37 protein-coding genes are annotated in these 26,700 nt (G+C 40.1%); 23 read left to right on the plus strand and 14 right to left on the minus strand.

Annotated elements, in window-relative coordinates; all coding sequences use genetic code 11:
• The first annotated feature begins 26 nt into the window (after positions 1-26).
• From Q0093_RS12850 to Q0093_RS12960, 23 genes are all read left to right on the plus strand, one after another.
• Positions 27-422 (plus strand): hypothetical protein, encoded by a 396-nt coding sequence (locus Q0093_RS12850; RefSeq protein WP_297931163.1) that lies wholly within the window; start codon positions 27-29, stop codon positions 420-422.
• Positions 423-475: 53 nt separating this feature from the next.
• A complete protein-coding gene (locus tag Q0093_RS12855) occupies positions 476-826 on the plus strand; it encodes a hypothetical protein (RefSeq protein ID WP_297931165.1) in 351 nt (116 codons plus the stop codon).
• Between the two features lie 6 nt (positions 827-832).
• Positions 833-3,439, plus strand: coding sequence for a hypothetical protein (locus Q0093_RS12860; RefSeq protein ID WP_297931167.1), 2,607 nt, complete (start codon positions 833-835; stop codon positions 3,437-3,439).
• Positions 3,436-4,692, plus strand: coding sequence for an InlB B-repeat-containing protein (locus tag Q0093_RS12865; protein WP_297931170.1), 1,257 nt, complete (start codon positions 3,436-3,438; stop codon positions 4,690-4,692). The genes Q0093_RS12860 and Q0093_RS12865 overlap by 4 nt, the downstream gene beginning before the upstream one ends.
• Before the next feature lie 3 nt (positions 4,693-4,695).
• Positions 4,696-5,805, plus strand: a complete 1,110-nt coding sequence (locus Q0093_RS12870) for a hypothetical protein (protein WP_297931173.1) — start codon at positions 4,696-4,698, stop codon at positions 5,803-5,805.
• A gap of 1 nt (position 5,806) precedes the next feature.
• Positions 5,807-7,327, plus strand: coding sequence for a hypothetical protein (locus Q0093_RS12875; RefSeq protein ID WP_297931175.1), 1,521 nt, complete (start codon positions 5,807-5,809; stop codon positions 7,325-7,327).
• The gene (locus Q0093_RS12880) at positions 7,317-7,850 is read left to right on the plus strand and encodes a hypothetical protein (protein WP_297931178.1); all 534 of its coding nucleotides are present in this window, start codon (positions 7,317-7,319) and stop codon (positions 7,848-7,850) included. The genes Q0093_RS12875 and Q0093_RS12880 overlap by 11 nt, the downstream gene beginning before the upstream one ends.
• A gap of 1 nt (position 7,851) precedes the next feature.
• Complete coding sequence (locus tag Q0093_RS12885; protein ID WP_297931181.1) at positions 7,852-8,826, plus strand: hypothetical protein; 975 nt, start codon at positions 7,852-7,854, stop codon at positions 8,824-8,826.
• Positions 8,827-8,835: 9 nt separating this feature from the next.
• Complete coding sequence (locus tag Q0093_RS12890; protein ID WP_297931184.1) at positions 8,836-9,201, plus strand: hypothetical protein; 366 nt, start codon at positions 8,836-8,838, stop codon at positions 9,199-9,201.
• Positions 9,198-9,728: a hypothetical protein gene (locus Q0093_RS12895; protein WP_297931186.1), complete on the plus strand. Its 531-nt coding sequence runs from the start codon at positions 9,198-9,200 to the stop codon at positions 9,726-9,728. The genes Q0093_RS12890 and Q0093_RS12895 overlap by 4 nt, the downstream gene beginning before the upstream one ends.
• Positions 9,712-10,554 carry a hypothetical protein gene (locus Q0093_RS12900; RefSeq protein WP_297931189.1) on the plus strand — a complete coding sequence of 281 codons (843 nt, stop codon included), beginning with the start codon at positions 9,712-9,714 and terminating at the stop codon, positions 10,552-10,554. The genes Q0093_RS12895 and Q0093_RS12900 overlap by 17 nt, the downstream gene beginning before the upstream one ends.
• Before the next feature lie 10 nt (positions 10,555-10,564).
• The gene (locus Q0093_RS12905; protein WP_297931192.1) at positions 10,565-12,811 is read left to right on the plus strand and encodes a hypothetical protein; all 2,247 of its coding nucleotides are present in this window, start codon (positions 10,565-10,567) and stop codon (positions 12,809-12,811) included.
• Positions 12,812-12,822: 11 nt separating this feature from the next.
• On the plus strand, positions 12,823-13,185 hold the full coding sequence (locus Q0093_RS12910) for a hypothetical protein (protein ID WP_297931195.1): 363 nt from the start codon (positions 12,823-12,825) through the stop codon (positions 13,183-13,185).
• A gap of 122 nt (positions 13,186-13,307) precedes the next feature.
• The gene (locus Q0093_RS12915) at positions 13,308-14,111 is read left to right on the plus strand and encodes a hypothetical protein (RefSeq protein WP_297931197.1); all 804 of its coding nucleotides are present in this window, start codon (positions 13,308-13,310) and stop codon (positions 14,109-14,111) included.
• 13 nt (positions 14,112-14,124) lie between these two features.
• A complete protein-coding gene (locus Q0093_RS12920; protein WP_297931199.1) occupies positions 14,125-14,496 on the plus strand; it encodes a hypothetical protein in 372 nt (123 codons plus the stop codon).
• Positions 14,497-14,533: 37 nt separating this feature from the next.
• The gene (locus Q0093_RS12925; protein ID WP_297931201.1) at positions 14,534-15,208 is read left to right on the plus strand and encodes a hypothetical protein; all 675 of its coding nucleotides are present in this window, start codon (positions 14,534-14,536) and stop codon (positions 15,206-15,208) included.
• Positions 15,209-15,748: 540 nt separating this feature from the next.
• Positions 15,749-15,901 (plus strand): hypothetical protein, encoded by a 153-nt coding sequence (locus tag Q0093_RS12930; protein ID WP_297931204.1) that lies wholly within the window; start codon positions 15,749-15,751, stop codon positions 15,899-15,901.
• Positions 15,898-16,518, plus strand: coding sequence for a hypothetical protein (locus Q0093_RS12935; RefSeq protein WP_297931207.1), 621 nt, complete (start codon positions 15,898-15,900; stop codon positions 16,516-16,518). The genes Q0093_RS12930 and Q0093_RS12935 overlap by 4 nt, the downstream gene beginning before the upstream one ends.
• A 166-nt stretch (positions 16,519-16,684) precedes the next feature.
• Positions 16,685-17,212 carry a hypothetical protein gene (locus tag Q0093_RS12940; protein ID WP_297931208.1) on the plus strand — a complete coding sequence of 176 codons (528 nt, stop codon included), beginning with the start codon at positions 16,685-16,687 and terminating at the stop codon, positions 17,210-17,212.
• A 128-nt stretch (positions 17,213-17,340) separates the two neighbouring features.
• Positions 17,341-17,607: a hypothetical protein gene (locus Q0093_RS12945; protein WP_297931211.1), complete on the plus strand. Its 267-nt coding sequence runs from the start codon at positions 17,341-17,343 to the stop codon at positions 17,605-17,607.
• Between the two features lie 63 nt (positions 17,608-17,670).
• The gene (locus Q0093_RS12950; protein WP_297931214.1) at positions 17,671-18,423 is read left to right on the plus strand and encodes a hypothetical protein; all 753 of its coding nucleotides are present in this window, start codon (positions 17,671-17,673) and stop codon (positions 18,421-18,423) included.
• A gap of 678 nt (positions 18,424-19,101) precedes the next feature.
• Entirely contained in the window at positions 19,102-19,332 is a 231-nt protein-coding gene (locus tag Q0093_RS12955; protein WP_297931217.1) for a hypothetical protein, read from the plus strand.
• A complete protein-coding gene (locus Q0093_RS12960; RefSeq protein WP_297931219.1) occupies positions 19,281-19,829 on the plus strand; it encodes a hypothetical protein in 549 nt (182 codons plus the stop codon). Before Q0093_RS12955 ends, Q0093_RS12960 begins: the two co-directional genes overlap by 52 nt.
• Before the next feature lie 23 nt (positions 19,830-19,852).
• Here the strand turns inward: Q0093_RS12960 and Q0093_RS12965 are convergent, their stop codons facing one another.
• From Q0093_RS12965 to Q0093_RS13030, 14 genes are all read right to left on the minus strand, one after another.
• Entirely contained in the window at positions 19,853-20,506 is a 654-nt protein-coding gene (locus Q0093_RS12965; protein WP_297931222.1) for a hypothetical protein, read from the minus strand.
• Entirely contained in the window at positions 20,499-21,059 is a 561-nt protein-coding gene (locus Q0093_RS12970; protein ID WP_297931225.1) for an ERCC4 domain-containing protein, read from the minus strand. Before Q0093_RS12970 ends, Q0093_RS12965 begins: the two co-directional genes overlap by 8 nt.
• 2 nt (positions 21,060-21,061) lie before the next feature.
• Positions 21,062-21,463, minus strand: coding sequence for a hypothetical protein (locus tag Q0093_RS12975; RefSeq protein WP_297931228.1), 402 nt, complete (start codon positions 21,461-21,463; stop codon positions 21,062-21,064).
• Positions 21,436-22,224: a hypothetical protein gene (locus tag Q0093_RS12980; protein ID WP_297931231.1), complete on the minus strand. Its 789-nt coding sequence runs from the start codon at positions 22,222-22,224 to the stop codon at positions 21,436-21,438. The genes Q0093_RS12975 and Q0093_RS12980 overlap by 28 nt, the downstream gene beginning before the upstream one ends.
• 13 nt (positions 22,225-22,237) lie before the next feature.
• The gene (locus tag Q0093_RS12985) at positions 22,238-22,858 is read right to left on the minus strand and encodes a hypothetical protein (RefSeq protein WP_297931234.1); all 621 of its coding nucleotides are present in this window, start codon (positions 22,856-22,858) and stop codon (positions 22,238-22,240) included.
• 31 nt (positions 22,859-22,889) lie between these two features.
• Entirely contained in the window at positions 22,890-23,606 is a 717-nt protein-coding gene (locus Q0093_RS12990) for a site-specific DNA-methyltransferase (protein WP_297931237.1), read from the minus strand.
• 46 nt (positions 23,607-23,652) lie between these two features.
• On the minus strand, positions 23,653-23,799 hold the full coding sequence (locus tag Q0093_RS12995; RefSeq protein ID WP_297931240.1) for a hypothetical protein: 147 nt from the start codon (positions 23,797-23,799) through the stop codon (positions 23,653-23,655).
• Between the two features lie 250 nt (positions 23,800-24,049).
• The gene (locus Q0093_RS13000) at positions 24,050-24,289 is read right to left on the minus strand and encodes a hypothetical protein (RefSeq protein ID WP_297931242.1); all 240 of its coding nucleotides are present in this window, start codon (positions 24,287-24,289) and stop codon (positions 24,050-24,052) included.
• A gap of 13 nt (positions 24,290-24,302) precedes the next feature.
• Positions 24,303-24,554: a hypothetical protein gene (locus Q0093_RS13005; RefSeq protein WP_297931244.1), complete on the minus strand. Its 252-nt coding sequence runs from the start codon at positions 24,552-24,554 to the stop codon at positions 24,303-24,305.
• A gap of 22 nt (positions 24,555-24,576) precedes the next feature.
• Positions 24,577-25,176 (minus strand): hypothetical protein, encoded by a 600-nt coding sequence (locus tag Q0093_RS13010; protein ID WP_297931247.1) that lies wholly within the window; start codon positions 25,174-25,176, stop codon positions 24,577-24,579.
• A 13-nt stretch (positions 25,177-25,189) separates the two neighbouring features.
• Complete coding sequence (locus Q0093_RS13015; RefSeq protein ID WP_297931250.1) at positions 25,190-25,405, minus strand: hypothetical protein; 216 nt, start codon at positions 25,403-25,405, stop codon at positions 25,190-25,192.
• Positions 25,405-25,920, minus strand: coding sequence for a hypothetical protein (locus Q0093_RS13020; protein WP_297931252.1), 516 nt, complete (start codon positions 25,918-25,920; stop codon positions 25,405-25,407). Before Q0093_RS13020 ends, Q0093_RS13015 begins: the two co-directional genes overlap by 1 nt.
• 18 nt (positions 25,921-25,938) lie before the next feature.
• Positions 25,939-26,367: a hypothetical protein gene (locus Q0093_RS13025; protein WP_297931255.1), complete on the minus strand. Its 429-nt coding sequence runs from the start codon at positions 26,365-26,367 to the stop codon at positions 25,939-25,941.
• Positions 26,345-26,700 (minus strand): hypothetical protein (locus Q0093_RS13030; RefSeq protein WP_297931258.1); only part of this gene is annotated, 356 nt, incomplete at its 5' end. The genes Q0093_RS13030 and Q0093_RS13025, both read right to left, overlap by 23 nt.

The following is a 26,700-nucleotide window of genomic DNA, read 5'->3' on the forward strand; positions in this document are numbered from 1 at the left end:
ATAATTAAAAAAGGAGAGAAAAATTTATGGAAAAATCAGTATTGTTTTCTTTTGAAATTGATGGCAAGGAATATAAACTTGCCAACAACAGAAATGTCGTGAGAAATGCGGCGAAAAAAGAGCCTAAACTTTTTGATAGCCTCTTGAAGGTAACAGAGAAAAAGGAAAAGTCATTTTCAGAGCTTTTTGATGAGGGTGAAAACGCAGTTAAGATAATGGAAACACTTTTTGCCTATGCGGTTAAAGAGTTCGATGACGATATTCCGTATGAAAACGCTTGCGACTTGTTTCAAGTGCTCTACTACAACATTGGGGATGACCAAAAAGAAGAGTTTTCGCAAAAACTTATGTCGCTGATTAACAATACGGATTTTATCAAAGGAAGCAACCAGAGAAAAGCCAACATAAAGATAACATTTTAACAGAAAAGTCCGAGTATAAGGCGAAAAAACTGTTGCAAGATTTCTCCTCGTACTTGGACTATCTTTATAATTGGTTGCTTCCGCACTCTCTATTGTATGGAATGACGGCAGAGCAATTTTGGTATGATGAGCCAAGTCTGTTTTTTTCTTATGAAAAGGCATACATACTAAGGCTCGAACAACAGCAAGAATATGACAACTATGTTCTTTGGTTAGGCGGTCAATACCAAATGGCGGCAATAAGCCAATCACTGGCTACTAAAAAAGTCAAGATTTACCCACAGAAACCGCTCGAACTTAAAAAAGACAATCAAATTGCTGTTGCTGATAAAATGGAAATGCGTAAATTAAGGGCGAAACAGCAAGTAGAACTCTTTAAACAGCGGAAAGCAGAGAAAGGATAAGGAATTATGGCTATAAACAAATCAAGTGGCGATGACATTCAAATAAACTTAATATCAAATGTTGATAGCGTAGACAGAAAGTATAAAAATTTTGCTAACACACTTGATTTAGTTAATAGTGTAACCAAAGAACTTTCTAATAACTTTAAAAATTTACATAAATATACTAAAAGACAGCAAACGACAGCAGAAAACATTAGAAAGATTCTTGCAACAAAGCCAGAAAAACCAGAAGAAGACAAGTATGACGTGTACACAAGAGCGGCGATGAGAAAAGAAATTGCCGTTTTTGACCAAAATAATGTACGTATGGCTAGACGGGCAAGCAGAAGGACAAGTTCACTGTTTGTTGCTAACAGAATAAAAGGCGTAGAAGTATCAAGAGATGAGCTTTCACTGCTTGCACGAAACAACGACTATATTACGCAAAAAGCAAAACTAAAATCGCAAGAACTGGCTGTCCAAAACAGAATAAACAATAAACTTGCTGAAAATACGGCGATTCTACAAGAACAAGCTAATATTCAAGAAAAATTGCGTATTGCAAAGGAAACAGCGAAGGTAAATGCTCAGTTGCAATCCACTCAATCTTTGGAATATAAGCAACTACAAACTAAAAAACAGCAACTAGAAGAACAAAAGAAGCTGGTTCAACAACAGAAACAAGAAGAAGATAGCGTTGCTAAAACGTACATAAAAAGAGCCGCAATTTTAATGATTTTGCGTAAAATGGTTAATCTTTCGACCAAAGCTCTTAATATCAGTGCAGACTGGTACGAGAACTTGAACTTGTTTGCCGTAACATTTGGCTCAACATATGAGGATACGGTAAACTGGGCAGTAGATTTCGCCGAACAGCTTGGCTATTCTACGGTTGAAATTGTACGCTTTACAGGTCTTTTCAAACAGCTCTCTGATGCAATCGGCGTAGCAAATGAAACTGGTAGCCAGCTTTCTGTTTTGCTCACACAGCTCGGTGCCGATATATCGTCTTTCTACAACATTACGCTTGAAAGTGCAATGGAAAAATTGCAGGCGGGTATCTTTTCTGGACAAACCAAGCCTTTGCGTGCTGTCGGTATTGACGTAACTTATCAAAGTATTGATAACCTCTTGCAGAGTAATGCTGTCCTGAGCCAACTTGGAATTACAAGTAAAAAGCTCTCACAAGACCAAAAGGTACTTGCAAGGGCAATTCTCGCAACAAATGCGGCAATGAACGCTTGGGGCGATAGTGCTATTACAATTAACTCGTTGGCAAACCAAGTCAAGGTATTGCAAGGTGGCATACAGAACTTAGGACTTGCTATCGGTGATGTCCTTAATGAACCGTTGAGGAAAGTTATAATAACAATTAACGGTATCATAATGGCACTTACTGTTGTCATAAGGTCTTTCCAGCCACTTGTAACTACTGTCGGCAGGGAAGTAGAAGATATGGTCGAAACCGTGTCTGACGAATACGCTGATTTGGAAGAGGCGGCAGGCAAACTGTTGTCTTTCGATAAATTTGAGGTTCTTAACGACCAAAGTGAAGACCAAAACGCAACAGTCGCATTGACAGCCGAGCTTGAAAAAATTATGGCTCAATATATGGAACAACAGGCAGACGCCCTCGAAAACATATCGAATGATGCCATTAAGGTCAGAGATGTAATACTGGAAACTTTGGGCTATAAGAAAGACGAAAACGGCGAATGGGTACAGACCAACAATAACTTGCAAGTCCTTATCGCAACAGCTGGAACTTTTCTCGGCATACTTGTAGGTAGCACAATGATAAATGCCTTGAAAAATCTCGGCAAAATGACAGGGCTTACAAAAGGACTTTCAACTGCGTTTAGCAGGATACCTATTCTAATACTTGTAGGTTTGATTGTGGACTTTATAGGCAAACTAGATGAGCTGAACGGTGCTCAAATAGCAGCAAGAATTTCGTTGATAGCGTTGACAGTTGCGATTATAACGATGACATCAATAATTCCAAAACTCTCGTCTGCAACAAGTACCTTCAAGAAAATTGTTACTAGCTTAAAAGCAACATTTACTAGTATGCAAGTTAATACAAGTATGTTGATTGGAAGTCTTGCGTTGACTCTCACTATGCTTTTGGCAATTATTAGAAACTTTGAAGATATGAGCACATTTGAGAAAGCAATCTCTATTATTACACTTTTGACTACTACCATATTTGGTTTGGCTTTATCTCTTGGCACTTTGCAAGGTGTAACAAAATGGTGGGCAGTAGGTGCAATGGTTGCTTCTATCGTTGCTTTAACTGCTACAATAGCGGGCGTACAAGCCAAGGCAGGAACAAAGGGCTATGCTAACGGCGGTATCCCTGAAAAATCTGAATTGTTCTATATGAATGAATATGGCAGACCTGAGGCACTTGTAAACACTGGCGGCTCACAGACAAACGTTATTAACCAAACGCAAATGCAATCTTTGATAAAACAGGGATTTATTGAGGCAATAGCGGAAACAGGATTGATTAGCACAATAAGAGATTCAAGACCAAACATTGAGCTCGGAGTTAATGGTCAACAGCTGTTTACGGTTGTCAACAAAGAGGGCAAACGAATAACAGGAAAAGATTGGAGAGGCAGATGAAATATATTCAGCGTTCTGACGAAAAAAGACTTGGCATACAGGAAAGACTTGTAAATGGCATAGGAAAGGCAGTAAAACCGCTTATTGTAAACGGCGTTGAATTTCCTATGCACAGCTCCTATCTGTTCGACAGGCAAAAAGTTTATACGGAAGAGCCGTCAAGAGGTCTGAGTGGTCAAATAGCCACATTTCCTGAAAAGTTTTTTGTGCCGTATTTTACAGTAGTCTATAATATATTGCCAATAACAGAATATTCAAAAATGATGAAAATGTTAGAGGCGGACGAGGTAACGGTTGAATATTACGATTCGTTTGACAATGTTTATAAAGTAGCCAAGTTTTACGCCCAACAGCCAAGTTCTTCCTCTATGCAAAGCCGATACGACAAGGCTGATATGGAGATGAAATACGGTTTTATTCAAAACACGCAAATAGTATTCGCAGGGACACTTGGTTTGGTAGACGAATACATTATAGAATTTCGTGCTAATGGCGAGGCAGGCGATACAACAGGAACACCGCCCACAAGATTAACTGGTTTTGCTGGCGAGGAATACGAAGTGCCGTCAAACGGAACGCTAGAAAGGGTAGGTTATGTTTTTAGCGGTTGGAATGACCAGCCAGACGGCTCTGGGGAATCGTATCCCGCTGGTGCAATAAGAGTGTTTACGGCGAACAAAATCTTATATGCACAGTGGAACGCAACTTCAACTTTCGCACTTTCTCTTAACTTTAACGGTGTGAGCACAGAGCACATAATGCTTGATAATGACATAGAGAATGAAGTGCCGACTAGCATTTCTGTTACAAACGGAAGCACAATTAGCGGTTTGCCTACTGTTGTTGATGTTGTTACCACAGATGACGACAATCATACCGTAATACTGAAAGATAACACTGGTGAAAAAGTTTATACTTTCAAGGGGTGGAATACTGTTGCAAGCGGAAATGGCTCATATATTTCAAACGGCGACACATATAAAATAAATGGTAACTCCGCCGCTTACGCAATTTATAGCATAAAAGAATACACGCTTACTTTTTACAAAGAGGAAAGCAAAATAGCACTTGGCGAAGTTTGGGCTAGCGTTAAAGGCAAATATGGAACTTCATTTGCTGTCAATGAGCCAAAAATAAATGGCTATTCAAAGCTCGGCTGGTACTATCGTGAAAATGGCGAAGAAATAAAATTTACCGCCTCTGTTATACCAGCAGGGAATCGAAATTTATATGCAAAATGGCAAGAGGGTTGATTTATGCAGACACCGAGAGTCTCTGTGGAAATTGAATATGCACCGCAAGAAAACAAAATAACCTCTGTCGATTTTGGCAACACCTATAACAATATCTCAGGTGTGAAAGACAGCACTTATCCAAACACTCTTTCAACAATTTCTGACGGGGCAAGACCTTTTATACTTGGCAAATCCGTTCTTGGCTCTGGCGACACATATATGAGCGAGTATGACGGCTACATTTCAAACCTGACAAGCAATTCCACGTTTTACGATAATTCGGACACGACAAAGGGTTATTCGATTGGTAGCAAAAATGAGGGGCTCAAAATAACAATATCTCGGTCGGACGGAAATCCGATTACACGCCTTAGCTTCTTTTTTGATAAGATTTCAGGCGAATACCCCATTGTTATCAAAGTGGGGGAGCAGACATACACAAATCTTTCTTATAATTTTAACTGGACTGATAGCGGAAGTGCGGCTACAAGCATTGTTGTAATCTTTTTATCTTGGAATAAGCCAAATTCACTGATTCGTGTAACTGGCTTGGTTGACGGAATCACAATTAAATACGATAGGACTAACGGTCTTAGAAGTCTTAACCTTAACATTCAATCCACGATAAGCGACACGGCTGAATATGGTTGTATAGCACAGGAAAACTCGCTTTCTTTATATGACGATAATTATCAAATCTATTATTATTCTTCCTATGGCTTTTTAAAGGCTGGTTTGCCAGTTAGGGTTTATATCGCTGGGCAAAAAGTTGCGGAATACAAATCGGGTGCTGACTGGAATGTTTCCCAAAAAAATGTTAGTGTTTCACTGTATGATGAAATAGAAAACTGGTCTAATATACAAGTTAGCGTTAATTCGCAAATGCTAGGGAGTAATTTGCTTGACTTCATTTATAATATTTTTGAAAATGCAGGAGTACAAAGAGAAGTAATAGGTTATAAAAGCGATGTCGGCGAATATCTCAGCACAATAACAGTTAAAACGCTTGCTTTGCCTAATAACGATAATTTGAGAAGTATCCTAGACAAAATCTGTCTGTTGGCTCAGTGCAATATTTATGTCGGCTTAGACAGCGGAGATGGGAAACGAATTTACATAAGTAGGTTGTAAAATGGCAATAATAATTCCAGCTGAAAAAATAATTTCTATTGATAGCTTTACTTTGGCTAAAAACAACTTCATTGATAAAGTCAACGTAAACAACTCAAACTACTTGGACAAAGTAGGTAAAAAAGATTTTACAATAACTAACAGTAGAAATGTTTTAAATAACGCACCGACAACTTGGGACATTATTTATAACGAGGGGCAAAACTTTACTGCTCCGCAATATCTTTTTGGCGGTCAATTATTGGCGGATAGACCTGTTTCAATAAGGGCTACGCTTGATGTGAATATAGGCATTGTCGCTGATTTAAATGGAATGCCTTATGATTGTGGAAGCAATACACAGACTATTACTATCGACCAAACGCTTGATTATGGACAAACAATAACAAAAACTGTATCCTATTCTGCCAAATTCCCTATGGATACTGGCGAAGTAACAGCCCAAGCAACAGTAAGGATTTCATTTAGGGACTATCAAGGGAAACCTACTTTAATGTTTACAAATGAGGCACGTATAAGTCAGAGCGGTACTAAGCTCATATATTGGGATTATGGTAACGCTGAAATGTTTTTGACTTTGGTCGCACAAAACATTGACGTGTCCGATGAGAACATCATTGAAAAGAGCGTAGTTGATGGAAATATAACAACAAGTTTTACGCTTTATTGTAACCAAGCTACACTTAACTTGTCTGACTCTGAAAAGTTTTCCACATTGAAAAATCAGATTAAGGCGTATGCTGTTGCCACAAAAGAAAGTAGCGGCGAAGAATCTGCTGATACCACAAATATAGAAAAGTATAGTGTAACAATTTTATGGGACGACACAATAACTTCTCTATCTGCTTTTGTCGCAAAATGTAGAGAAAAAATAAATGCCATAACGAGTTTTGAATCGTTACAGCAATACATTATGATTGTGCCAAACACCATTGAAAAAAATGGTGATGAAATAATTTTTTCTAACGAGTTTCAAGTGTATGCTTGTTTATTGACAGAATTTACAGCTACCGCAAATGTTAGTGGTTCAACATTGACAACAATAACTAAGGCTGATGACTATGATGTGACACTTAAAGCAGATTTTGGAACGGCTTATGTTGAAAGCGAAAAATCTGTTTCTGTCGGCAATGGTGCAAACGAATTTTCTATTGAGGTAAATGAGCTCTTTCAGTCTGATACAACCATTAACGGGGCGGAAGCTATGACGGCTCTTGGCAACTCAATAGTGAACAACTTTAAAAATGGCAAAAACACAGTAACTTTAACAATTTTTTATGGAAAATACCTTGATAACGACGGAAATGAGATTTATAATGGTCTTGACGGTAAATTTATTAAGGTAGATGATGTCGTAATCCCATACACGATTAGAAACGGTGTTAGCGAGCCTTTATTCAAAAATTCTTTTGCAAATCCTGTTGAGTTTGTGATTACTGCCTCAAACTTGACTTACAGTGGTAATTTTACAATTCAGCTTTCAATGATAGAAAAAAAAATAGGGGTGAAAAATGGCTGTTGAAACCTTTGGTGTTAGAACAATTAGCACTTTCAGCGAAAATTCCATAATCGATACCGTGCCAGAGCTTACTGACGGCATAGATGTTGTTACTGCTAAGACAATAATGGACACGATATTCACGGCAATTACGGCGTACCAAAAAGCACTATCTGTCGAACAAAGAGCAAACGGTGGTGAATTTAAGGGTGATACTGGCGCAACAGGTAAAGGGCTTGAATTTAATTGGAATGGCACGCAACTTGGCGTGAGAATACAGGGGCAAGCGACCTATCAGTATGTAAACCTTAAAGGTGCAACAGGAAACACACCAGATTTTTCCATAGGCACTGTAACAACCGTAGAGCCAAATGTCAGTGCAAGTGCAAGCATTACTGGTACAGCTGACAGACCTGTTTTAAATTTGAGTGTTCCAAAAGGACAGAAGGGTGATACTGGCGAAAGAGGGCTTACTGGTGCAACAGGAGCATCACCTACTATGCTATATGATTCTTCAACAAAAACATTAACTATAACTAAGGGGTAAAATGGCACAAGAACAAGTAAATAGTGTTATTATGACAGATGACACAAAGGTTTATTACAAAGAAAATTCTTCTTCGACAGAGAAAGAAGTTTGGCATATTAAAACAACAAGTGGTACGTGGGACAGATATTTTACAATAAATTATGTTGTAAAAGACAACTATAATGTCATATTATCAGAGAATAGTACGAAAGTTAAGGCTGGCAATTCGTTCTCAATTTCTTATTCTTATCCAACGCAGGGTTACACATCGCCAGTTGTTAGACTTGACGGCGTAGTATTTACAGACACAACTGCCATCGCAAGCCGTGATTACAACTTTCAAATAACAGTTTCAAGAAAAACATTTACTCTGAGGTTCAATAGCGTTGGCGGAACTGCTGTTGGCGATATATACGCTGAATATTTAGAAACAGTTACTCTTCCAACAATAACAAGAGCAGAAGACGATAATTACAAATATAACTTTCTTGGTTGGACTGACGGCGTTGAGAATTATTTAGATAGTGTAATTGTTACAGGCGATATGTATTTTACTGCACAGTGGGAAACTATCGCAAAACCAAAGTGGCGAACTTTTACGTTATCTTCAACATTATTTTACACAACAGGCGGCTCTGTGAGTAAAACATTAACAGGCTTGCGTAGTGGTGTTCCAACCCGTTTTTATACTGGTACAAACGGATATATAGATATGACTTTTAGTGGTGCTTCACAGGCAGCTCTATACTACACTTTAAATAAAAGTGGAAATGTGTTGTTGTCTGAAAGTGGCTCATACTCGGCTAGTGGAACAAACCGTAATTATCCTAATGCTAGATTTGGCTATTCACTTGTTACTTCAACAAATAAAATAACTTTTTCTCCTTGGGCTGACACTTTTTATGATTCACAGGGGCACTATAATGTAAACTCATATTCTTATTTCTTCGAGGATTCTGGGATAACGATAACAAAAATAGAACAATATTATTAAGGTAGAGCTATGATAAGACGAGATATTTCTTTTGTAAAGGGCGATAGCCACAAAATCAAACTGAGAATAAAACTCGCAAACGGCGAATATTTTATTCCGAAAGAGAGCGACAGGCTTTATTTTACAGCCAAACTTGTATCAGAAGGCGAGGCGGTTATTAAAAAATATTACCCTAGCGAGGATTTCGCTTTTAGCACAGAGGACAATTTTTTCAGAATCTCGTTTAACCCAGAAGACACGGAAAACCTTAAAGCACATTGCGACTACCTCTACGATATTGAGTTAAGTGTTCCGTCTTTTGACAAGGTTAAAACAGTAGTAAAGGGAACACTGCTTCTTTGCGAGGACATTACCAAAAGGACGGATTATGTATGATTGGTAACGAAACTATTTTTGAGTTTGCAGATGACGGCATCGAAAGCGAAGACGAACTTTTTGAAATAGAAGTTGAGCAATCAGACAATGACGGCTTAACTATAATGGATGTTGATATGAGCAACGATTTGGTTCAGTTGCCGTACACCTTAATAAAATCCATTAGTATTGACGGCGAAAATGTGCCACCTGATGAAAACTTAAATGTTGACTTAAAGATAGGCTTGGCGGAAATACGAAGTCAATTAGCCGACTACACGAACAATAAGACCGTAGCCTTGCCATTTCAGACCATAGATTTCGTCCAGAGCGGCAAACAGTTCAAGCTCACATTTCCTATCGAAAGACATAATCGTGGCTACAATGCGGTTGTAGAGGGTGTAGTAAAGCAGGTCGATACTGATTATCAAAATGTTATCTATCAATCATACATATTGCCAAACGCAACATTGGTGGTTGTAGCAGATGAAATATTTAATGGCATTGCCTACATAAAAGGAGTATCACAAAATGGCGACAATACTTGAAACAGTAAAACTTGGTTCTAGCTATCAAGACTTTGCCAAAAAAATAAATGATAATTTCTCGGCTTTAAACGAAAGTAAGGTCGAGCAAGAGGCTGGAAAAGGTCTTTCAACGAATGATTATACAACTCCAGAAAAAGAAAAGCTCGCAGGCATTGAAAGCGGCGCACAGGTCAATAAAATAGAAACAATTTCTGTTAATGGCGTGCCTGTCCAAATAGAGGGCAAGGCTGTTAATATTTTGCAACCGATTATAGAAAAACTCTCATTATCTCTCGATGCGGCGACTGGCTCAATCATTCTTTCTTATGACGGCGATGAAGTAACGAGAGTAGATACAGCTCTTGAACTTATTATTGAGAGTGGTACATATAATGCTGAGTTAAAACAAATTGAATTGGTTTTGGCAAACGGAAGCAAGATTACTATTCCTGTTAGCCAGCTTGTTGACACCTATTATGGGGATGACAGCACAATTACGCTTAAAGTCGTAGACGGCAAACAAACATTTAGTATATCTACAACATTTCAGGGACGAGTAACAAAGGCTGAAACGGACATAGCAAGTCTTAATGAGAGGGTTGGTTCTCTTGAAACTAGTAGGCTTTCCGTAGAACAAGTTAGTTTTACTGCCGCTGATGCAAGATGGAGTACTTCCGCAGACAGTAGAGGCTATTATACACTCACTCATACGGTATCTGACAAAAAACTTGTTAGTCCTGTCTATAACTCCGAAAATCAGGCAGTTTTTGTTGGAATAAAGCAAACAGGAACTGATATAGTTATAACAGCTATTGAAAAATTCGCTGGCTCTTTCTATGTAATCTAAGAGGTTGAAAATGGCAAATATTGAGAAAATTTCGTCTGTCGTCCAAAATGAAAAAATAGTTGAAAAAATAAATGAATTGGCTGACGGCGTAAACAGTTCTCTAAAAGAAGCACCAGTTCTTTCTGTAAATGGGCAAACCGGTGAAGTACAGATAACAAGGGTAGAAAATGCTGATAATGCCGATATGCTTGGCGGAAAGTCGTCTAGTGAATTTGCCACCGCTGAACAAGGCAATAAAGCAGATACGGCACTACAAGCAGGTGATGTTACAAAGCAAACAGTCGGACTTGGAAATGTCGCAAACGAAAGACAATATTCGGCTGAAAATCCACCGCCATATCCTGTTGTTACTGTCGCTGGAAAAACAGGTGCTGTTTCACTTGTAAAAAATGATGTCGGTCTTAATAATGTTGACAACACTTCCGACCTCGATAAACCTGTAAGCACGGCACAGTCAGTGGCGATTGCTGATGCAAAAAAAGCTGGCACAGATGCCCTTGATGTCGCTAATAGTAAATACGAAAAGCCTAATGACGGCATACCAAAAGCAGACCTCGATGTTGGTGTGCAAGCCTCTCTTTCAAAGGCTGATACAGCTCTACAAAAAGCTCCTGTAACAAGTGTGAACGGTGCTACTGGTGCTGTTCAAATTGATGTTCCAACAAAGCTGAGTGAGCTGACAAACGACAAGGGCTTTATTACCGCTACTGTAAATAACTTAACAAATTATTACACAAAAACTCTCACTTATACAAAAACAGAGGTTGATAATCTTCTTTCGGCTATACCAAAATTTGGTGTTTCCGTTGTTGATAGCTTGCCAACGACAGGAATAAGCTCTACTACGGTATATTTAATAACAAATACAGCACCAGACGACAGCAACCTCTATGACGAATACATTTATGTTTTGGGCAAGTGGGAGAAGCTCGGCACAGCAAAAATTGATTTAAGTAACTATGTTACTGTAACACAGCTCAATTCTGCCCTTGCTTCTTATGCCACAAAAACAGAGGTTGGTGCGAAATATACAAAGCCATCTACTGGCATACCGAAAAGTGACCTTGCATCAGCCGTTCAAACATCGTTAAACAAGGCGGACAGTGCACTCCAAGCAGAAAGCGACCCGACTGTTCCAGCTTGGGCGAAGCAACCAAGCAAGCCGTCATATACGAAATCAGAGGTTGGACTTGGTAATGTTGCAAATGAGCGGCAGTATTCTTCAAGCAATCCGCCACCGTACCCAGTTGTGCCAAACGGAAATTACCAAAATATGACCGTTGGAAACGCAAGCAAGCTAGGTGGCAAGACGGCTGAACAAATAAGGACAAAAGTTTTTAGAACAAATAAAGTTTTGAATACAACTGTTGACGGATTTACACTAATAGACGAAACAGCAGTTGTTGAACCAGATAGAACTAATGTGGTTGCAGGCGATATATTTGTTGACGCAAATAACACAGTAGCAGTAGCAACAGAAGACTTTGATAGCGGCACAGTCATTTTTACCGTGCAAACTCGTTCAAGTGTGCCTATTGCTACAACGTCAGTATTGGGAAAAGTAAAAAGCTCTACAACAGGTACGACATCTGGACGTGATTACAAGGTGCAAGTAAACACGGACGGCACGATGAAAGTCAATGTTCCGTGGACAGACAACAATATCGTTACTAATATAGGTGCTAATAACACAGGCTATACTTCTGGAAATATAAATTTTGTAGGTAGTGGAGCAACATCTGTTTCAAAGTCAGGTTCAACAGTGACAATTAGTTCCACAAATACAAACACCACTTATTCGTTTTCTAACGGTTTGGACGGCTCATTTACAGTAACACCTTCGGGTGGTCAGGCTCAAAAAGTATCAATCGGCACGCCAGCAGCGGCAACGAAAGCCACGCAAGACGGAAACGGAAACAATATAGTCAACACTTATGCAACAAAATCTCAGGTGAACAAAACAAGCATGGCGCCTAATACATACGGAAGCCGTATAACTGTTTCCGTGACAGGTTCGCCGATAACATACACGGCTCCGTCTAACGGATATTTGGTTTTAAAATTTCATACAACGGCAGCGTATCAGTATGTAAACTTTCAAAACCGAACAGCTGGACTGTATGACAGTTTTCCTCCGTCTTATTCAAACAATGCTTATTGTAATATGTATATGGCGGCAAGAAAAGGGGATAGCATTTGGTTTTCATTTACTGTAAAAATGGACGAAATATATTTTGTGCCAGCAATTCAAATTTAAGGTGGTTTTTTATGAGATACATACAAAAAGATACCAACAACAATATTGTGGCTGCGTGTGATACAAAGTTTGATGACACTTTTGAACTTGCAGATGAAGAGTATGAGCTTGGCTTTGATGGCAAGCTTTATTCCGAAAGCGAAATGCAGTCGGCGGATTATCTAGCGAGAAAAGAGCAGTTTGACTTGGAATACAACAAAGAGATTATCCGTTCAAGACGAAATGATGAGTGTTTTCCTATCATTAACAGAGGTGCATTGTGGTTCAACAAGTTGACTGAAAGTCAGGTGGCAGAGTTGGAAATTTGGTATCAAGAATGGCTTGACGCACCAGCAACGGGGCAAATCCCATCAAAACCACACTGGATTTATTAAAGCAGAGCGTGTCAAAAAGAAATTTTATAAAATATATAAAATAATATTGACAATAGCCTAAAATGTGTTAAAATGAAAACAAGTAATGACAAATTGTATTTTCGGTGTGAGAGATAAGAAAAATGCTTGAAAACGAGAGAACAAACCTAGAAACGGCTGACGAATTTGACGAATTTGACGAAATTAGTGCAGAAACGGTTGATAAAAAAAAAGAAAGCGATAATCTTGTCGCCGTTAGCACAAATAACTCTGAAAATCAGCCTGCTCAATATTCTGCGACAACAGAACCCCTTGACACGCTAGGAGTTATTACAAAAGCCGCCGTTCAAAAAATAGCAGACGACTGCTTGAACAACGGCAAGAGCATAAAAGAGGGTGTAATTGATACACTTTCTGTCGCAACAACAATAGAAGCGGTCAGTCCTGAGAACGAGGAAAACAAGAAGTTTAGGGATGACCTTAAAAAGACAAAACAAGGCGAAATAAAGTCGAACTTTAAAGCCGATAAGTACGCCTCAGACGCAAAAAAAGCAGAGGCTAAACGGCAAAAGGCAGAGGCATTTTACAAGGCGTTCAGACCTATCTTGGAGTTTGATTTTAGCAATATTACCGAAAGGGAAAGAGAAAACAAGAAAAATTATAATGATAGGTCGTATGGAATCGCAATGATGACCCTTATGCTTGTCATTTTTACGCCATTTTACGTTCTGCTTTCTCTTTTGCTTATGGTTTGCAAGTCGGTAAATGAGGTTTGCAAGTATGTGGCGACTTTTAGCAAGACAGCGATGAAAACTTGCTTGGCTAGCTTTATAATTCTTGTTGTTTTGCTCGTACTGTACATAATAATTCGGTGGGTAGAACAGCGATTTGGTATTCCGATTATCAATCAGCAAGCCGCTGAACTCGCTCTATCAATAATTAAATAAAGGAGAAAACGATATGAACATTTGGAGTTTTTTGGCTGATAATTGGGTTGAAATTCTGCTCGGGGTTACTACGATTGCTGGTGCGATTGTAGCGTTCTTTAAAAACAAAAAGGCTGGCAAAGAGGTTACTTTTATGGACACTTTGCAGGTCTATATTCAAAAGGCTGAACAACTTTCAGAAAACAGTGCAACCAAAAAAGAGCTTGTTCTCGCTTGGGCAAGACAGCTTGTAAACAGTTTGGGCTTGAAATACACTGACGAAGAACTCAGTGCAAAGATAGATAATCAAGTTACATTCACCAAGACCGTAAATCAGCGTGAAAAGGATAAGACGCTCTTACCCAGTAATAGCGGCAATACTGAAAACGGCACTGAAAATAATTAAGTAAAGTACGGTACTTGCTGAAATAAAAGGAGGGAAAATGGAAAGAATTATCACAGGCAGAGCCGATATGGAAGAAGCGGCTCGTGAACTTAAACGAGGCGAAATCAAAGAATATCGCATTAAGTTTGAGAAAAATGGCGAATGTTACAGAATTTTGCCTGAAAGGTTTGACGCTGGCGAAAAGAAATTCTACGAGATAGTCGGCTCAGACGAAATGCAACCAAACCCTTATTACAAAGGTGATGTGGGTGAAGCCGCTGAGGCAGAAAGCGACCTTGATGAGCTTGATGAAGAAGAAGCAGTGGTTGTAGAAGAGCCGCAAGCAGGGCAAACCGAATGTGTAGAAAGCGAAGAACCAGCTGTGGAAAACACCGAAGTCGCTGATAATGCGGAAGTTGTAGCTGATGAGGCTGAAAATCAAGCTGACGTGGCTGAGCCTGTGCAAGAAGTTTCCGAAAGCGAAAAATGCGTTGAGTGTGAAGAAAAGTTTATTGAAGTAAACAGGGCTCTCGGCGAGGCTCTCGTACAGAATGAAACGCTTAAACAACTTTACGCAAAGAGCCAAGAAGAAAACGCAGAATTGCTCGCAAAACTTGAAGGCTTGACCGTAGAAAGTGTTGTGGCAAGTGCAAAACTTGAAGAGCTTGTTCAAGAAATAGCAAAACGTGGCTTTTCAGTTGAACTTTCGGTAAAGAGTGATTACAGAAAATAAACACAAAGACGCAAATCGGTTGTTCGCAAAGAGCCTACTGCTGGTTTGCGTTTTTCTTATGCTCTTGTCTGCGATTGCAAGGCTTTTCGGAGTGCTTTGGTTTGCTATTGACGAAAGTCTATTCCCTACGCCTAGCGAGAACATTCAAGTTATCGTTTTCACTGCATTAAAACTTTTTGAACTTGTATTTACGCACAAAGTTTTGTGTAGGCTAAAATGGAAATGGTGCATCCTCATAGCCATTATACAAGTCATTATTACAGGTTTTCTTGACGGCAATGTACAGAACATCATTGACTTGCTGTTCATAATAATTTTACCTGTATTCTTTAACCTCAAAGAGTGGAAACACTCTTTGCTTGACAACATTTTCTTTTACTTGTTGGTATTTGCATATAGTGCGACTTTCTTGTTTGGAAGGGTGGGTTTAGTTTATGATGCAAAAACAAGTTTTATGCTAGCTGTATTAGGTATAATTGATTACAAGATTTTGTTTGTAGCAATATATCTTGTAGTTAAAATAAACGGAGGTATTAAACTATGGAAAAAGCAAAAACGACCTTTACTAATGAAGAAAGACCTATTGTAAAACAAGATTGGAATCCCGGCTCTTGTGCTTTTTGGATTTTTGGCAACGAAGAAAGCTGTAAAAATGACCTTAAAGAAAAATTCGTAATTAAGGAAAATAAATGAAAAAATTAAGTGTTACTCAGAGGCAATTTGATATGATTGTTAAAGGGTATAGGGTAGGTGGCTTTGTGTTAGTTGTTGGCACTCTTGCCACCTTTTCTATTTTGTTAAACAAAACGATAGAGTTCGCAATTATGTTTTTATCTTATTTCCTCATAAAAGGAAAGTATCGTCTGCAATACCATAGTCATAGTATGAAAGAGTGCCTATTGCTTTCTTTAATAATATTTGCAATAGCAATTTTAAGCTGTGTCCCTTTGAAATATTCTATTGTCTTTTGTGGTGTTATGGGCATTTTGATTGCTTATTTAAGTTATCGTGCTGGATACGTACAGTTACTTTTAAAAGATTATGCCTATATCGAGCCACGCTATAATGAACTCATCGAAAGGTTTGAAAGCGAAAGCAAGTTTAAAATTAACACAGCCTCTTATGATGAGATTAAACGGCGTTGTCGCTCTCTCAATATGAGTAGTAATGCAATAGAGTTTTGCTTGTACGCCTTTACTGATTTCTACGGAAAACGCTATAACGATTCCGAACTAGCAGACCATTTTTGTATTGAAATTCAATCTGCTAAGAATAAAAAGCGGTTGTATCGCAAGAAATTAGAGAAATGAGTACTTTTTGAGTATTTAAACAACTGAATAACTATGCTACTTTTGGCTTAGGTAAGCGGGCGAATTACTATTTCGCACCAATCCCACCAAAGTAGCTCGCCTGTTTGCCTGTATATCTGATTGATATATGGGCTTTTTTATGCCGTGAGTGCAGAGGGAGGGAACAATGGCAAAAGGGAACTATTTTGGCGGACAAGGATATGGCGGCGGTTATAGCGGTTTTTATAATGCCGCTCCTTATCCATATGGCGGTTACCAGCCTTTTATGGGGTGCGGAATGCCGCAACAAGTACCGAATGTGCAGCAGGGACAGCAGCCACCGCCTATACAAACGCAAGGGCAGGGCATACAAACACAACAAGCCCCCGTCGCTATGGATTTCGGCGAAGTTACTACGCCACGAGCAATGGCATATGTCAACGGCTCTATCGGCGCAAACGCCTACATTATGATGCCTAACGACTGCCTGCTTTTAATGGACTTGGACAACTCGATGTTTTATATCAAGACGTCGAACAGGCAGGGACACTGCAAAATCGAGCCTTATAAGTTTGAAAGGGCGCAAGGGGAAAATGATATTGGCGTTGTTGGAGTTGATACGCAAGCCCTTCGAGCCGAAATGGACGAACTTAAAACGCAGGTAGAAACGCTTAAAAAGGAAATAGGGCAGAAAAATGAAGATGATACCTTGTGAAGACAATCTTGTCGTGCTTTTGAGCGTGTTTCAGGCGGAGAACAAGGCACGGGCGGACGAAATCATTTCTTTGCTATCGGAAATTAGCCAGAGCCTTTCTCGGATTGTAGACAAAATGGAGACACCAAATGCCTAACCCTATTTTTAATGGAAAGAAACCAAATATCGGAAACAGCCCGCTTAATCAGGTTTTGCAGTTTATAAACAGCGGCGGTGATATCAACGTACTCGTGCGCCAGATGATGAATAATCCGCAAGCCAACCAAATGATGGCACAGGCTAAAAATATGGTCGGCAACAGAACGCCAAAAGAGTTTGTACTTCAAATGGCACAACAACAAGGCATTGACTCTAATCAGATTATGCAACTCGCAAACAAAATGGGCTTGAAATAGTATATCCACGCAAAGATGACGTCTAATTTGCGCACGATATAAATATATTTGGAGGACATTACTATGTACGACAATAACGGTTCGTTTGCGGAAGGTTATGCTGTCGGTCGTGACGCTAACAATGGCTATAATAATGGCTTTGGTGGCGATGGCTGGTGGATTCTCCTGCTTCTGCTTCTTTGTGGCGGTTGGGGAAATAACGGCTGTGGTGGCTGGGGTAACAACGGTGCTGGCGGGTTTGTTGGTGGTTATGATATCGGCAAGCTTGCTACGACTAACGATGTTGCCGTTGGCTTTAATAACAGTGCTGTTCTTTCTAGCCTCAACGATATCAAACTCGGTCAGGCGGGCATTCAACAGTCGCTTTGTCAGGGCTTTAACGGCATAAACACTGCAATTCTTCAATCCGCTAATGGTACGGAAAGGGGCTTTGCTAGTCTGTCTGCGCAGTTGGCTTCCTGCTGCTGCGACACGCAGCGTAGTATCGAAGCCGTAAACTACAATATGGCGAAAAACACCTGCGACATTCAGAATACGATTAACACCAGCACTAGGGATATTATCGACGGTCAGAGAGAAAGCACCAACGCAATTCTCGGCTTCTTGACCAACGAAAAGATTTCTAGCCTGCAAGCGGAAAATGCGGCTCTTACTGCACAGTTGTCGCAGAACGCACAGACGAGAACGCTTATAGACACGCTCCGCCCTGTCGCCCAACCTGCCTACATAACCTGCTCGCCTTATGAAAGCGTGTATGGCTTTGGTAGATATGGCTACAACAACGGTTGCGGTTGCGGCTGTGGCTGCGGTTGCTAATCAAGTAAACAATTTGTTGATAGGCAACATTCCTACATAATAAATGTAGTTGAGAAAATTTAAGACTTCAATGGGGGTGTGAGTTTTCTCGCACCCTTGTTTGATAAGGAGGCATTATGTATAGTTGTAATTCAAGTTGCAGGCTTTGCCACAGGCTTGCAATCAGCGACAGCGTTTCGGTTATAACCGTGAACGGCGTAGACACCCTTGTTATAGATATTCCGTCGGCTTCTTATAGGGACTGCGAAAAAGTGTGCATTGTTGTTGCACAGACCATTCCTGCAACGGCAACAATAAATATGCCCGTCGCAATCTCTATCGGCGGTGTAACGACCACGGTTTACCCTGTTGTAAGGTGCGACTGCACACAGGTAACGGCTTGCGCAATAAGGACACGCACCCGCTATTCTTTCTGCGTAAATACCACGGCGACAGGGGCTGTGTTTAAGTCTTTGGGCGGTCTTTGTTGCTCCCCTAATAATGCACTTGCGGCAATTCCTACGCCAACTACAACGGCACCAGCGACGCAAGCAACGCTTTCAACCGCTTCTACTCGGCGAACCAGCGCAAAGAGTGGCTCCGCTGAAAGTTGAGGTGCGCCTATGAAACCGATAATCAGAAACCTTATTATGCGCCGAATGGACACTGAACCGCCAAAAAGACGGCTCGGCTTCGGTAATGACGAAGATTATATGGCTGACGATAGACAATATTATCGTGAACAACGCTCTGATGACAGCAAGGCGTACCGTAGCGATGAACGGGACGACGGCAGGGCTTATCGTAGACGCCCTAGAAGTGCTGAACATTATCCAGACGATGAACGACATAGGCGAAATCAAAGGGGTATTACTAATATGCCAAGAAGATACGACGATTTTGAAAGCCGTCGCTATGAAAACGAAATGAGGCGTGGCGGTAGACGAAGAGATAGCCGTGGGCGTTATATGCATATGGACGACTATCCGTATTATGAGCCGATTTACAGGGACGACCGTGAAATGATGATGAGGGGCAGGCGACGAAACGACGACCACTATGAAATGGGCTTTGCTCGTGATAGAGAGTACGACGATGCAAGACTGTCAGACAAAGAAATGCGCCGCTGGATTGACGGTATGGAAACCGCCGATATCAACGGCAATGTCATAAAGCGTGGCGAAAAATTCACCGAACAGCAGGCAATGGATTTAGCCAAAAAAATGGGCTATAAGTTTGATAAGTTCGATGAGAAAACCTATTGGGCAACGCTTAATATGCTCTATTCGTCCTTTTACTGCATTATAGGGGAAAATTCCGACCTTTATGCACGGCTCGCCAAAGCGTGGCTCTGCAATGAAAACGAAGAACTGTACGGCGAAGAAAAACTTATGGCGTACTATTGCTACATTGTAGAAGGCGAATAAGGCAATAAGAAAAGGGGGAGCGTTTATTGCTCCCCTATTTTTTTATTTATGTTCTTATAATTTGAGATAAGTCCTAACATCTCACTGTCTGTTATGACAACATTTTGAGCCTGAATTGTTTGTTTAGGTATTTCAACATTATCTCTGCGGTCATATCTTGTCTTTTCCACAAAAATGCCGCTAACCTCGCCTATTTTCTTTTGCATCATCGCATCGGCTGTTAGTGTGGACAACTCGTCATAGACCTTACTGCACGCCTCTTGAACCTCTGCCGAGCCATTATTTCGCCAGTATTTGAACTTTGCCTCTGAAACGTCCAGAAAGCGTGTAAAGTGTCCGATTTGTGGAATAAAGCCAAAGCCTTCGTTTAGCCGTGTTGCCATATCCATAAAGACGTTAAACAAGCCGAAAATCTCTTGTGCCGTGTAGCTGATTTCGTTATACGTTGCTATAATCGGCTGAAAGGCAAGCCTTGAAAGTTTAAGCGAATCGACAGCCTTAACCGAGCTTGTAAATTCACTCATTTCTGCCTTTTCTCTTTCATATTCCAAGATAGCACCTTTTAGCAACGAAAGTCTTTTTTCGCAACGCACGGGCAACTCTTTTCGTTCTTTGTCAATTTTTTCTAACAGCTCGTTTCTTGTTAATACGGCTGGCAATTTTTCTTTTTTAGCCATTTTCTCCCCTTAGATACTCTAATATTATTTTGCCACTGTTTTTCGGCTCACAGAATACAAACTCAACGCCGTACCATTCAATTATCTCAACGCAATGCTTGTAAATTGTATCGCCTTGTATTTGGCATTTTCTGTCAGACCAAAAGTTGAGCAAGAATAGCGGGTCTGAGGCTTTTATTTTGTCTAGGCAACGAGTTTGTATGCCTTCGAGCATTTCTTTGTCCTCGTCGCAAACCCAGACCGAGAGCTTTCTGAACGCCCTATTGCACACCTGTTTTGATAGTGCATTGAGCCTTTCTTCTATAAGAATTATCATTTTTTTGCGTTCTTTCTTTGCTCGCTTTAATTCCCTAAAAAACCGTTGGTGGTTTTTGCCTATATTTCCAGCAAATTCCAAAACGCTTCTTTTTCTCTCGATTATTATGTTGCTACCGCCACTAGACTGATAGTCGCCAGTTTCGAGCCGCCTTATTTCGTATTCTTGCTCTACCTCTTGAAAATAATCGGCTATATGTTTAAAATCTTTTTCCCTACTGTCAATGTAAACTTTCATTTTTAGAACGGCAAAATATCATCATCGTCGTCTTCAAGGAATGTTTGATTTTTTGGTTTTGTGTCGGCTGTGTAGTCGGCGATATCTTTTTTCTTTTCATCAGTTACGAGCGAAACAAACATCTGTCGGTCAACTCGCTTTTTCTCATTGTTGTATCTTGCAGAAACACTGTTTATGCTCTTAATTACAACCCTGTCTTTGTTTTTTAGCGGTATGTCGGAATAAGAAATTACATTCCACCAGTCTGTTTCCCACTCTCTTGTTTCAGGATTCAGTTGCGAATCGGCGATAGAAAATTTCAGATAGTTTCTGTTGTTTTTATCAGCGACTCTTTGCACGTTGAAAACCATATAACCTTTTTTGTATCCTGCCTGTATCATTCTTTGTCCGCTCCTTTTTCGCATTTCTTTTTCTCAACTCTACGTTGGTGAACTTTGTCAAAAACGGCTTGATAGTCTGTACGCTTAATGTCAACGACTGATTTGTAGCTTGCATTTACTTCTTGGATAAGACTAAGCAGTTCATCTTGCAATATTTCGCCAGCCCAAGCCTCTGCACAAATAGCTTTTATTTGCTCTGTGTCGATATGAGTTGCCTTTGTCTTCTTGTCAACTTTCATTGATTTTACAGTTTCTGTGTCTTCAAGGTCTTGCGTAAACATATCGCTTATGCAAGCAACTGCAATTATTGCGTCCATAAAGGCACGTTTTTTGGCAATTTTCATTACGGTGTTCGCCAAGTCGTCTGCATAAATGCCGAATTTCTGTTGGGCAACGTATTTTTTTTCTTTTGTGTTTGCCGTACCTACACCCTCTGCAACTTTTACATTGTTATGGTAAAGACTGCACATAAACTCATAGCGATAGTAGGAATCTATCACTTTTTCCTTGCCGTCCTCTGTTTTTATTCTCTGCTCTGGGGTATAGTGCTTGTCAATTACGGTGTACTGCGGTGTTAGCCCCAAGAGAAATTGTATTTTTTCTCCGCCAGACTTAAACAGACACGGCTTTTCTGTCTTTGGAATAACACCATAGTCAACGCCGTCAATGAGCATATTCTTTACTTGCGAGGTAAAATCGTTTATCTTTTGTACTTCCGATGGAATACTTCTATCAAATGCCGCCTCGATAAGCGATGTAGAAGAAATAATTTGAACCTCTTGCATAGTTTTCTCTCCTTTAACCCTTTTTTATTTTGCGGTACAACTCTATGAAAAAGCAAATGAAGTCTTTACTCAACGGTTCTACCTCAATAAGTTCATAATCGCCATAAGCCGACAAGTGCAAAACATAATAATCGTGCTTATGATAATTTTCAAGTCCGTAGACCGCAATTCCGTCCAGCGTTAATTGCAACTGATTACGGAATGACAAAACCGTCTTTGTCGTCTTGATGTCAACTACCGCCTCCCTTACTACTCCAAGCCGCTTATTAAAAATCGGTCTTATTCGGTCAACAGTGCAGCAATAGTCAAATTCTGTCGAATAAAACGGTTCTTCAACGCAGTAAAAGGCATTGCCCTGTTCTTGACAAAAACGCAAATAAGCAAGAATGTAGCCGTCAATGTCTTGATTCTCTTCCCTAAATTCAGCGACATCAAAATCTTTGCTTAAATCGTATTGCTCCGTGAATGAATGGACTCGACTACCACGCTCTGCGGCTTCAAACATAATTTTGGGTGATATGCCGCCATAGTGTATTGAGTCATAAATTTTCAACATATCCGAAACAGACGTCTTTCTTTTTCCGTTTATTCGGTAGATATGTTGTTCTTCGTCAAATGTCAAACCATTTATCATACTTATATTATACCCGCTTTCTTTATTTTTGTCAACTATTTTTTATTTTGCCCCCAATCATATTAAACATATTAAGCTGTGCCATTTCAGCGTCTAATCTTTTACTACCTTTTTCAAAATATTCCTTGTCTAGTTCAGCCCCGATAAAACGCCTATTAAGCCTGTGGCAAGCAACAGCCGTTGTGAAACTGCCCATAAATGGGTCAAGTATTAGGTCGTTTTCCTTTGTATAATAATTTAACAACTGACAAATGATTTGCGTGGGCTTCTGTGTTGGGTGGAAACGCTCGTCTTTGTTTTTCATATCGCCTTGCAACATACCGTTATATAGATAGCGAAAAACTCTTGCAACTCCTTTACTGAGCCAAGCCAATTCACAATCAGCAAAATCATTTCTTAATTTGTCGTCGCACCGTTTATCCCATACAATCCAACTTTTTGTTGGTGGAAGAAAGTCTGTGTAATAATTACCGCCAAAAATTATTTGATTTTTGCTCACAGCAAACATAAGGTCAAAATATTCTTTGGTTAGTCTTTGGCTATCCCAATCACCTGTGCTACTGTAATCTCGCCTTTTAGCTAACGCGTTGCCAACCATTTGAACGCCTTTTGTATAAGCTAGCGAACCTACTCCTATCCCGTATGGCGGGTCAGCAATAAGCCAATCTGCTATTACCCCCTGCCGTTTCATTTCTCTCATTAAGTCAAGGCAGTCAATGTTATAAACTTTATTTACCTCTATTTCCATTTTACACCTCATTACCCCAGCAAGCCCTCGCATAATAAATTTTATTTTATTTTGCCTTGTCTTTGCGAATCAGCCCCTTAATATAGCCGTTAATGTTCCCCGAGTTTTGCAGTGCCTCAATGATGTCGGCATCGTTTTCGCAATGGCATTTAAGATAAAACCCACGATAACGCCTCTCAATGCGAGTTTTCATATCGTATCTTCTCTGTGCTCTTCTTTGTGCTTCCGTTGTCATTCAAATACCGTTCCTTTTATTGCGTTTTTTATATTGTTCGTGCCTTTTTTCGCTGGCGATAGTAACTAGCATAGCCTTGTTGAAACGGCATTTTTTTGCGTCTAAAATTCTGTCTGTTTTGTATTTTGCATATTTTTCGCAAACACTGTGGCAAGTGCGACCGCTTTCTGTGTCTACCCAGCGGTCAGGGCAGTCCTTGCAAAAACTGTTATTCATTTTCTACTCCCAAAAACTCTTTTTTTGAAATGCTAATGTCAATGTCTGTGTCCCATAAAAAGTGAGATTTGCCGTATTGTTCTAGTTCATCGCTGTTCATCGAGATAATAATGTCATACAATTCGTCCTCTATTTCTGTTTCTGTCAAACTCAAATCAATTTCATAGTCTTTGACAATCTGTTTAAGTGCCTCTGCATCAAAGTGCCAAGTTTTTGCAAAACGTATTTTCATTTTTTACTCCTTTTTATAAACCACATTTTTTGTAGCCTTTTTGGTGGCTACCGTAGCCTCGTGTCATTCGTTTTTTTACAAAAGCCCTTTTTTTCTGTATTCGCCTCTGTAAAGTACGGACGCTGACATCTAAAAGTTCCGCCCAATCAATAAGCCGTTTTCTCGTGCCATTAAGCTCCACATAGTCATTCTCATCAATTTTAGGCGATAACGGGCAATAGCCGTCGGAAAATTGTTCACACTCATCATAGTGTTTGCACTCCAAACAATTTAGTTTTGGTGTCATTTTACAATTCCTCCACATAGCACCACGATTGCGGGGGACGGGTAATCGGTTTAATGTTATCAACTGAACACCAAGTATCTACACAGTCATCACAAGGGAAAGAGCATTGTTCTACTGCAAGATATGGGCAGTCTCCACAAGAGTCATCACCGTACTTATTACAAATTGTATAAAACTCCCCCAATTCTCTCGGCTTGTCGTAGATTTTGAGGTCGGAGATGTGCAAGCCGTAAACTTTTGATTTTTTGCCATAATCGGAAGAACTTCTTTTGCCTACATATTCGTCAATTTGACTTACTGTTAGACAAGAATGTTGTAAACCCTCTGCCCAATAATTTATAACCGCTCCGCTGTCACATATCTCGTGTTCAGTTACCCTTTCGCAGATAAACTCTCCCACGACTTTGCCGTTCCATACTTCAGGGATAGCAAGGTGATTTTCGTCAAAACGGCAACGATACATATATCCGGCTTTCGTACAATACATATACACCTTAAACGGCGTTTCTTTCGGAGCGGTTTTGCGTACCTCAATAGTTTTCTCACCACTTGCAATAAGTTCACACCATTTCGGCTGAACGGAAAGTATAATACTCTTCATATTCGTTTCTCCTTTATAACCACGTATCGTCAAACTCTTCGTCGTCTTCGTAATCGTCGTATTCGTCATAAGGCTCAAAACCATTATTGCACTCTATTTCTTGTCCAGCCTCGCAACAAGAATAATGACGAATGTCGCAATTCCAATAATCTTTACAATCTTCGCAAAAATTTACTTCGTTGCGTAATTCGCAATTTTCAATTTCGCAATCGTAGCAATAGTCTTTCATCACTTTTCCTCTCTCAACTCCGCAAGACAGGCTTCGGCGGCTTGTTTTGAATAAAAGATAAGATAGTCAAGCAGACCGCTTTTCATTTCATACTGCACAAACCACTCGTTAGGATTTGGATGTACAATTCTCGGCAACTCCACCGCTTTTTCAAGCCTTGCTTTGAGTTCGGCGTTTTCAACTTCTGCCATTTCCGCTCTGTACTCATATTCTTTTGCTCTATCTTTCCAATATTTATAATCTGAATAGCATTTGTTATATGCCTCTTCTTTGCTGTCGCACTCTTTCTGTAATTCGCTCACATCGCCGATATCCGCCGATATAAGAGCGTCTGCAATAGAGTTTGCGGCTGCTTCTCCCCCTAATATTTCTCGTATTTTTATACCTGTAATCGGAACATCTAACACAATTCCGATAATCTTATCTCTCAATTCCTGCTTGTTCATTTTACCAGCTCCAATAACTACTAACGGAAAAATGGAACATCCATTTTCCTTCAAAATACATTGCTTCACTTCTTCCAAAATTCTGCTTCATTCTTCGTCCTCCTCCGTGAGTTCTTTTTCGGCTTGCTTTTTTGCTAAATCCCAAATATTTGCTATCAATTCACAAACTCTCGGATTGCTTATATCAAATACACGAGCCATGTCACGCTGAATTATTCTTCCTGCTTTTTCCGCAACTTCCGCGCGGTGTTCTGCCTCATGTACCTTTCTTTCTGCCTCATGTACCTTTCTTTCTGCCAATACCATATCTCGCGACTGCATTTTGTAAAGCATTTCATATCTATTAGCTTCAGCTTCTACCTCTTTTACATCTCCAATCCCCGCCGCAATGAGCGCGTCGGCAACATATTCTGCTGTTTCTACAAACGGCAGTTCATCTGCTTCAAGAATTGCCATTGCCACAATATCTACAATCTTCTCTTTCAGCTCTTCGTTAGTCATTGTCTGCCTCCACAATTTCGCCATGTTTGAGCGTGTAATAGGTATCTGCCTTGATTTTCTCGCCGTCAACCACGAAGGCTTTCCATTCCTTAATATCGCTATCGTATTCATTCTCTTCCGCAATCACAAGAATAGCACCAATACCGCCCTTTACTCTGCACCCATTCCCGCGAACACAGGCAATACCGTTTTCGCCAACATCAGCGGAACCTTTTGATACAGCGGCACCATTCTCACCCGCAGAGGCGGCACCATACGCACCCGCAGAGGCGGCACCATTCTCACCCGCAGAGGCGGCACCATTCTCACCCGCAGAGGCGGCACCATACGCACCCGCAGAGGCGGCAC

The sequence above is a fragment of the uncultured Coprobacter sp. genome (assembly GCF_947855755.1).
In the GTDB taxonomy this organism is placed as follows: domain Bacteria; phylum Bacteroidota; class Bacteroidia; order Bacteroidales; family Coprobacteraceae; genus Coprobacter.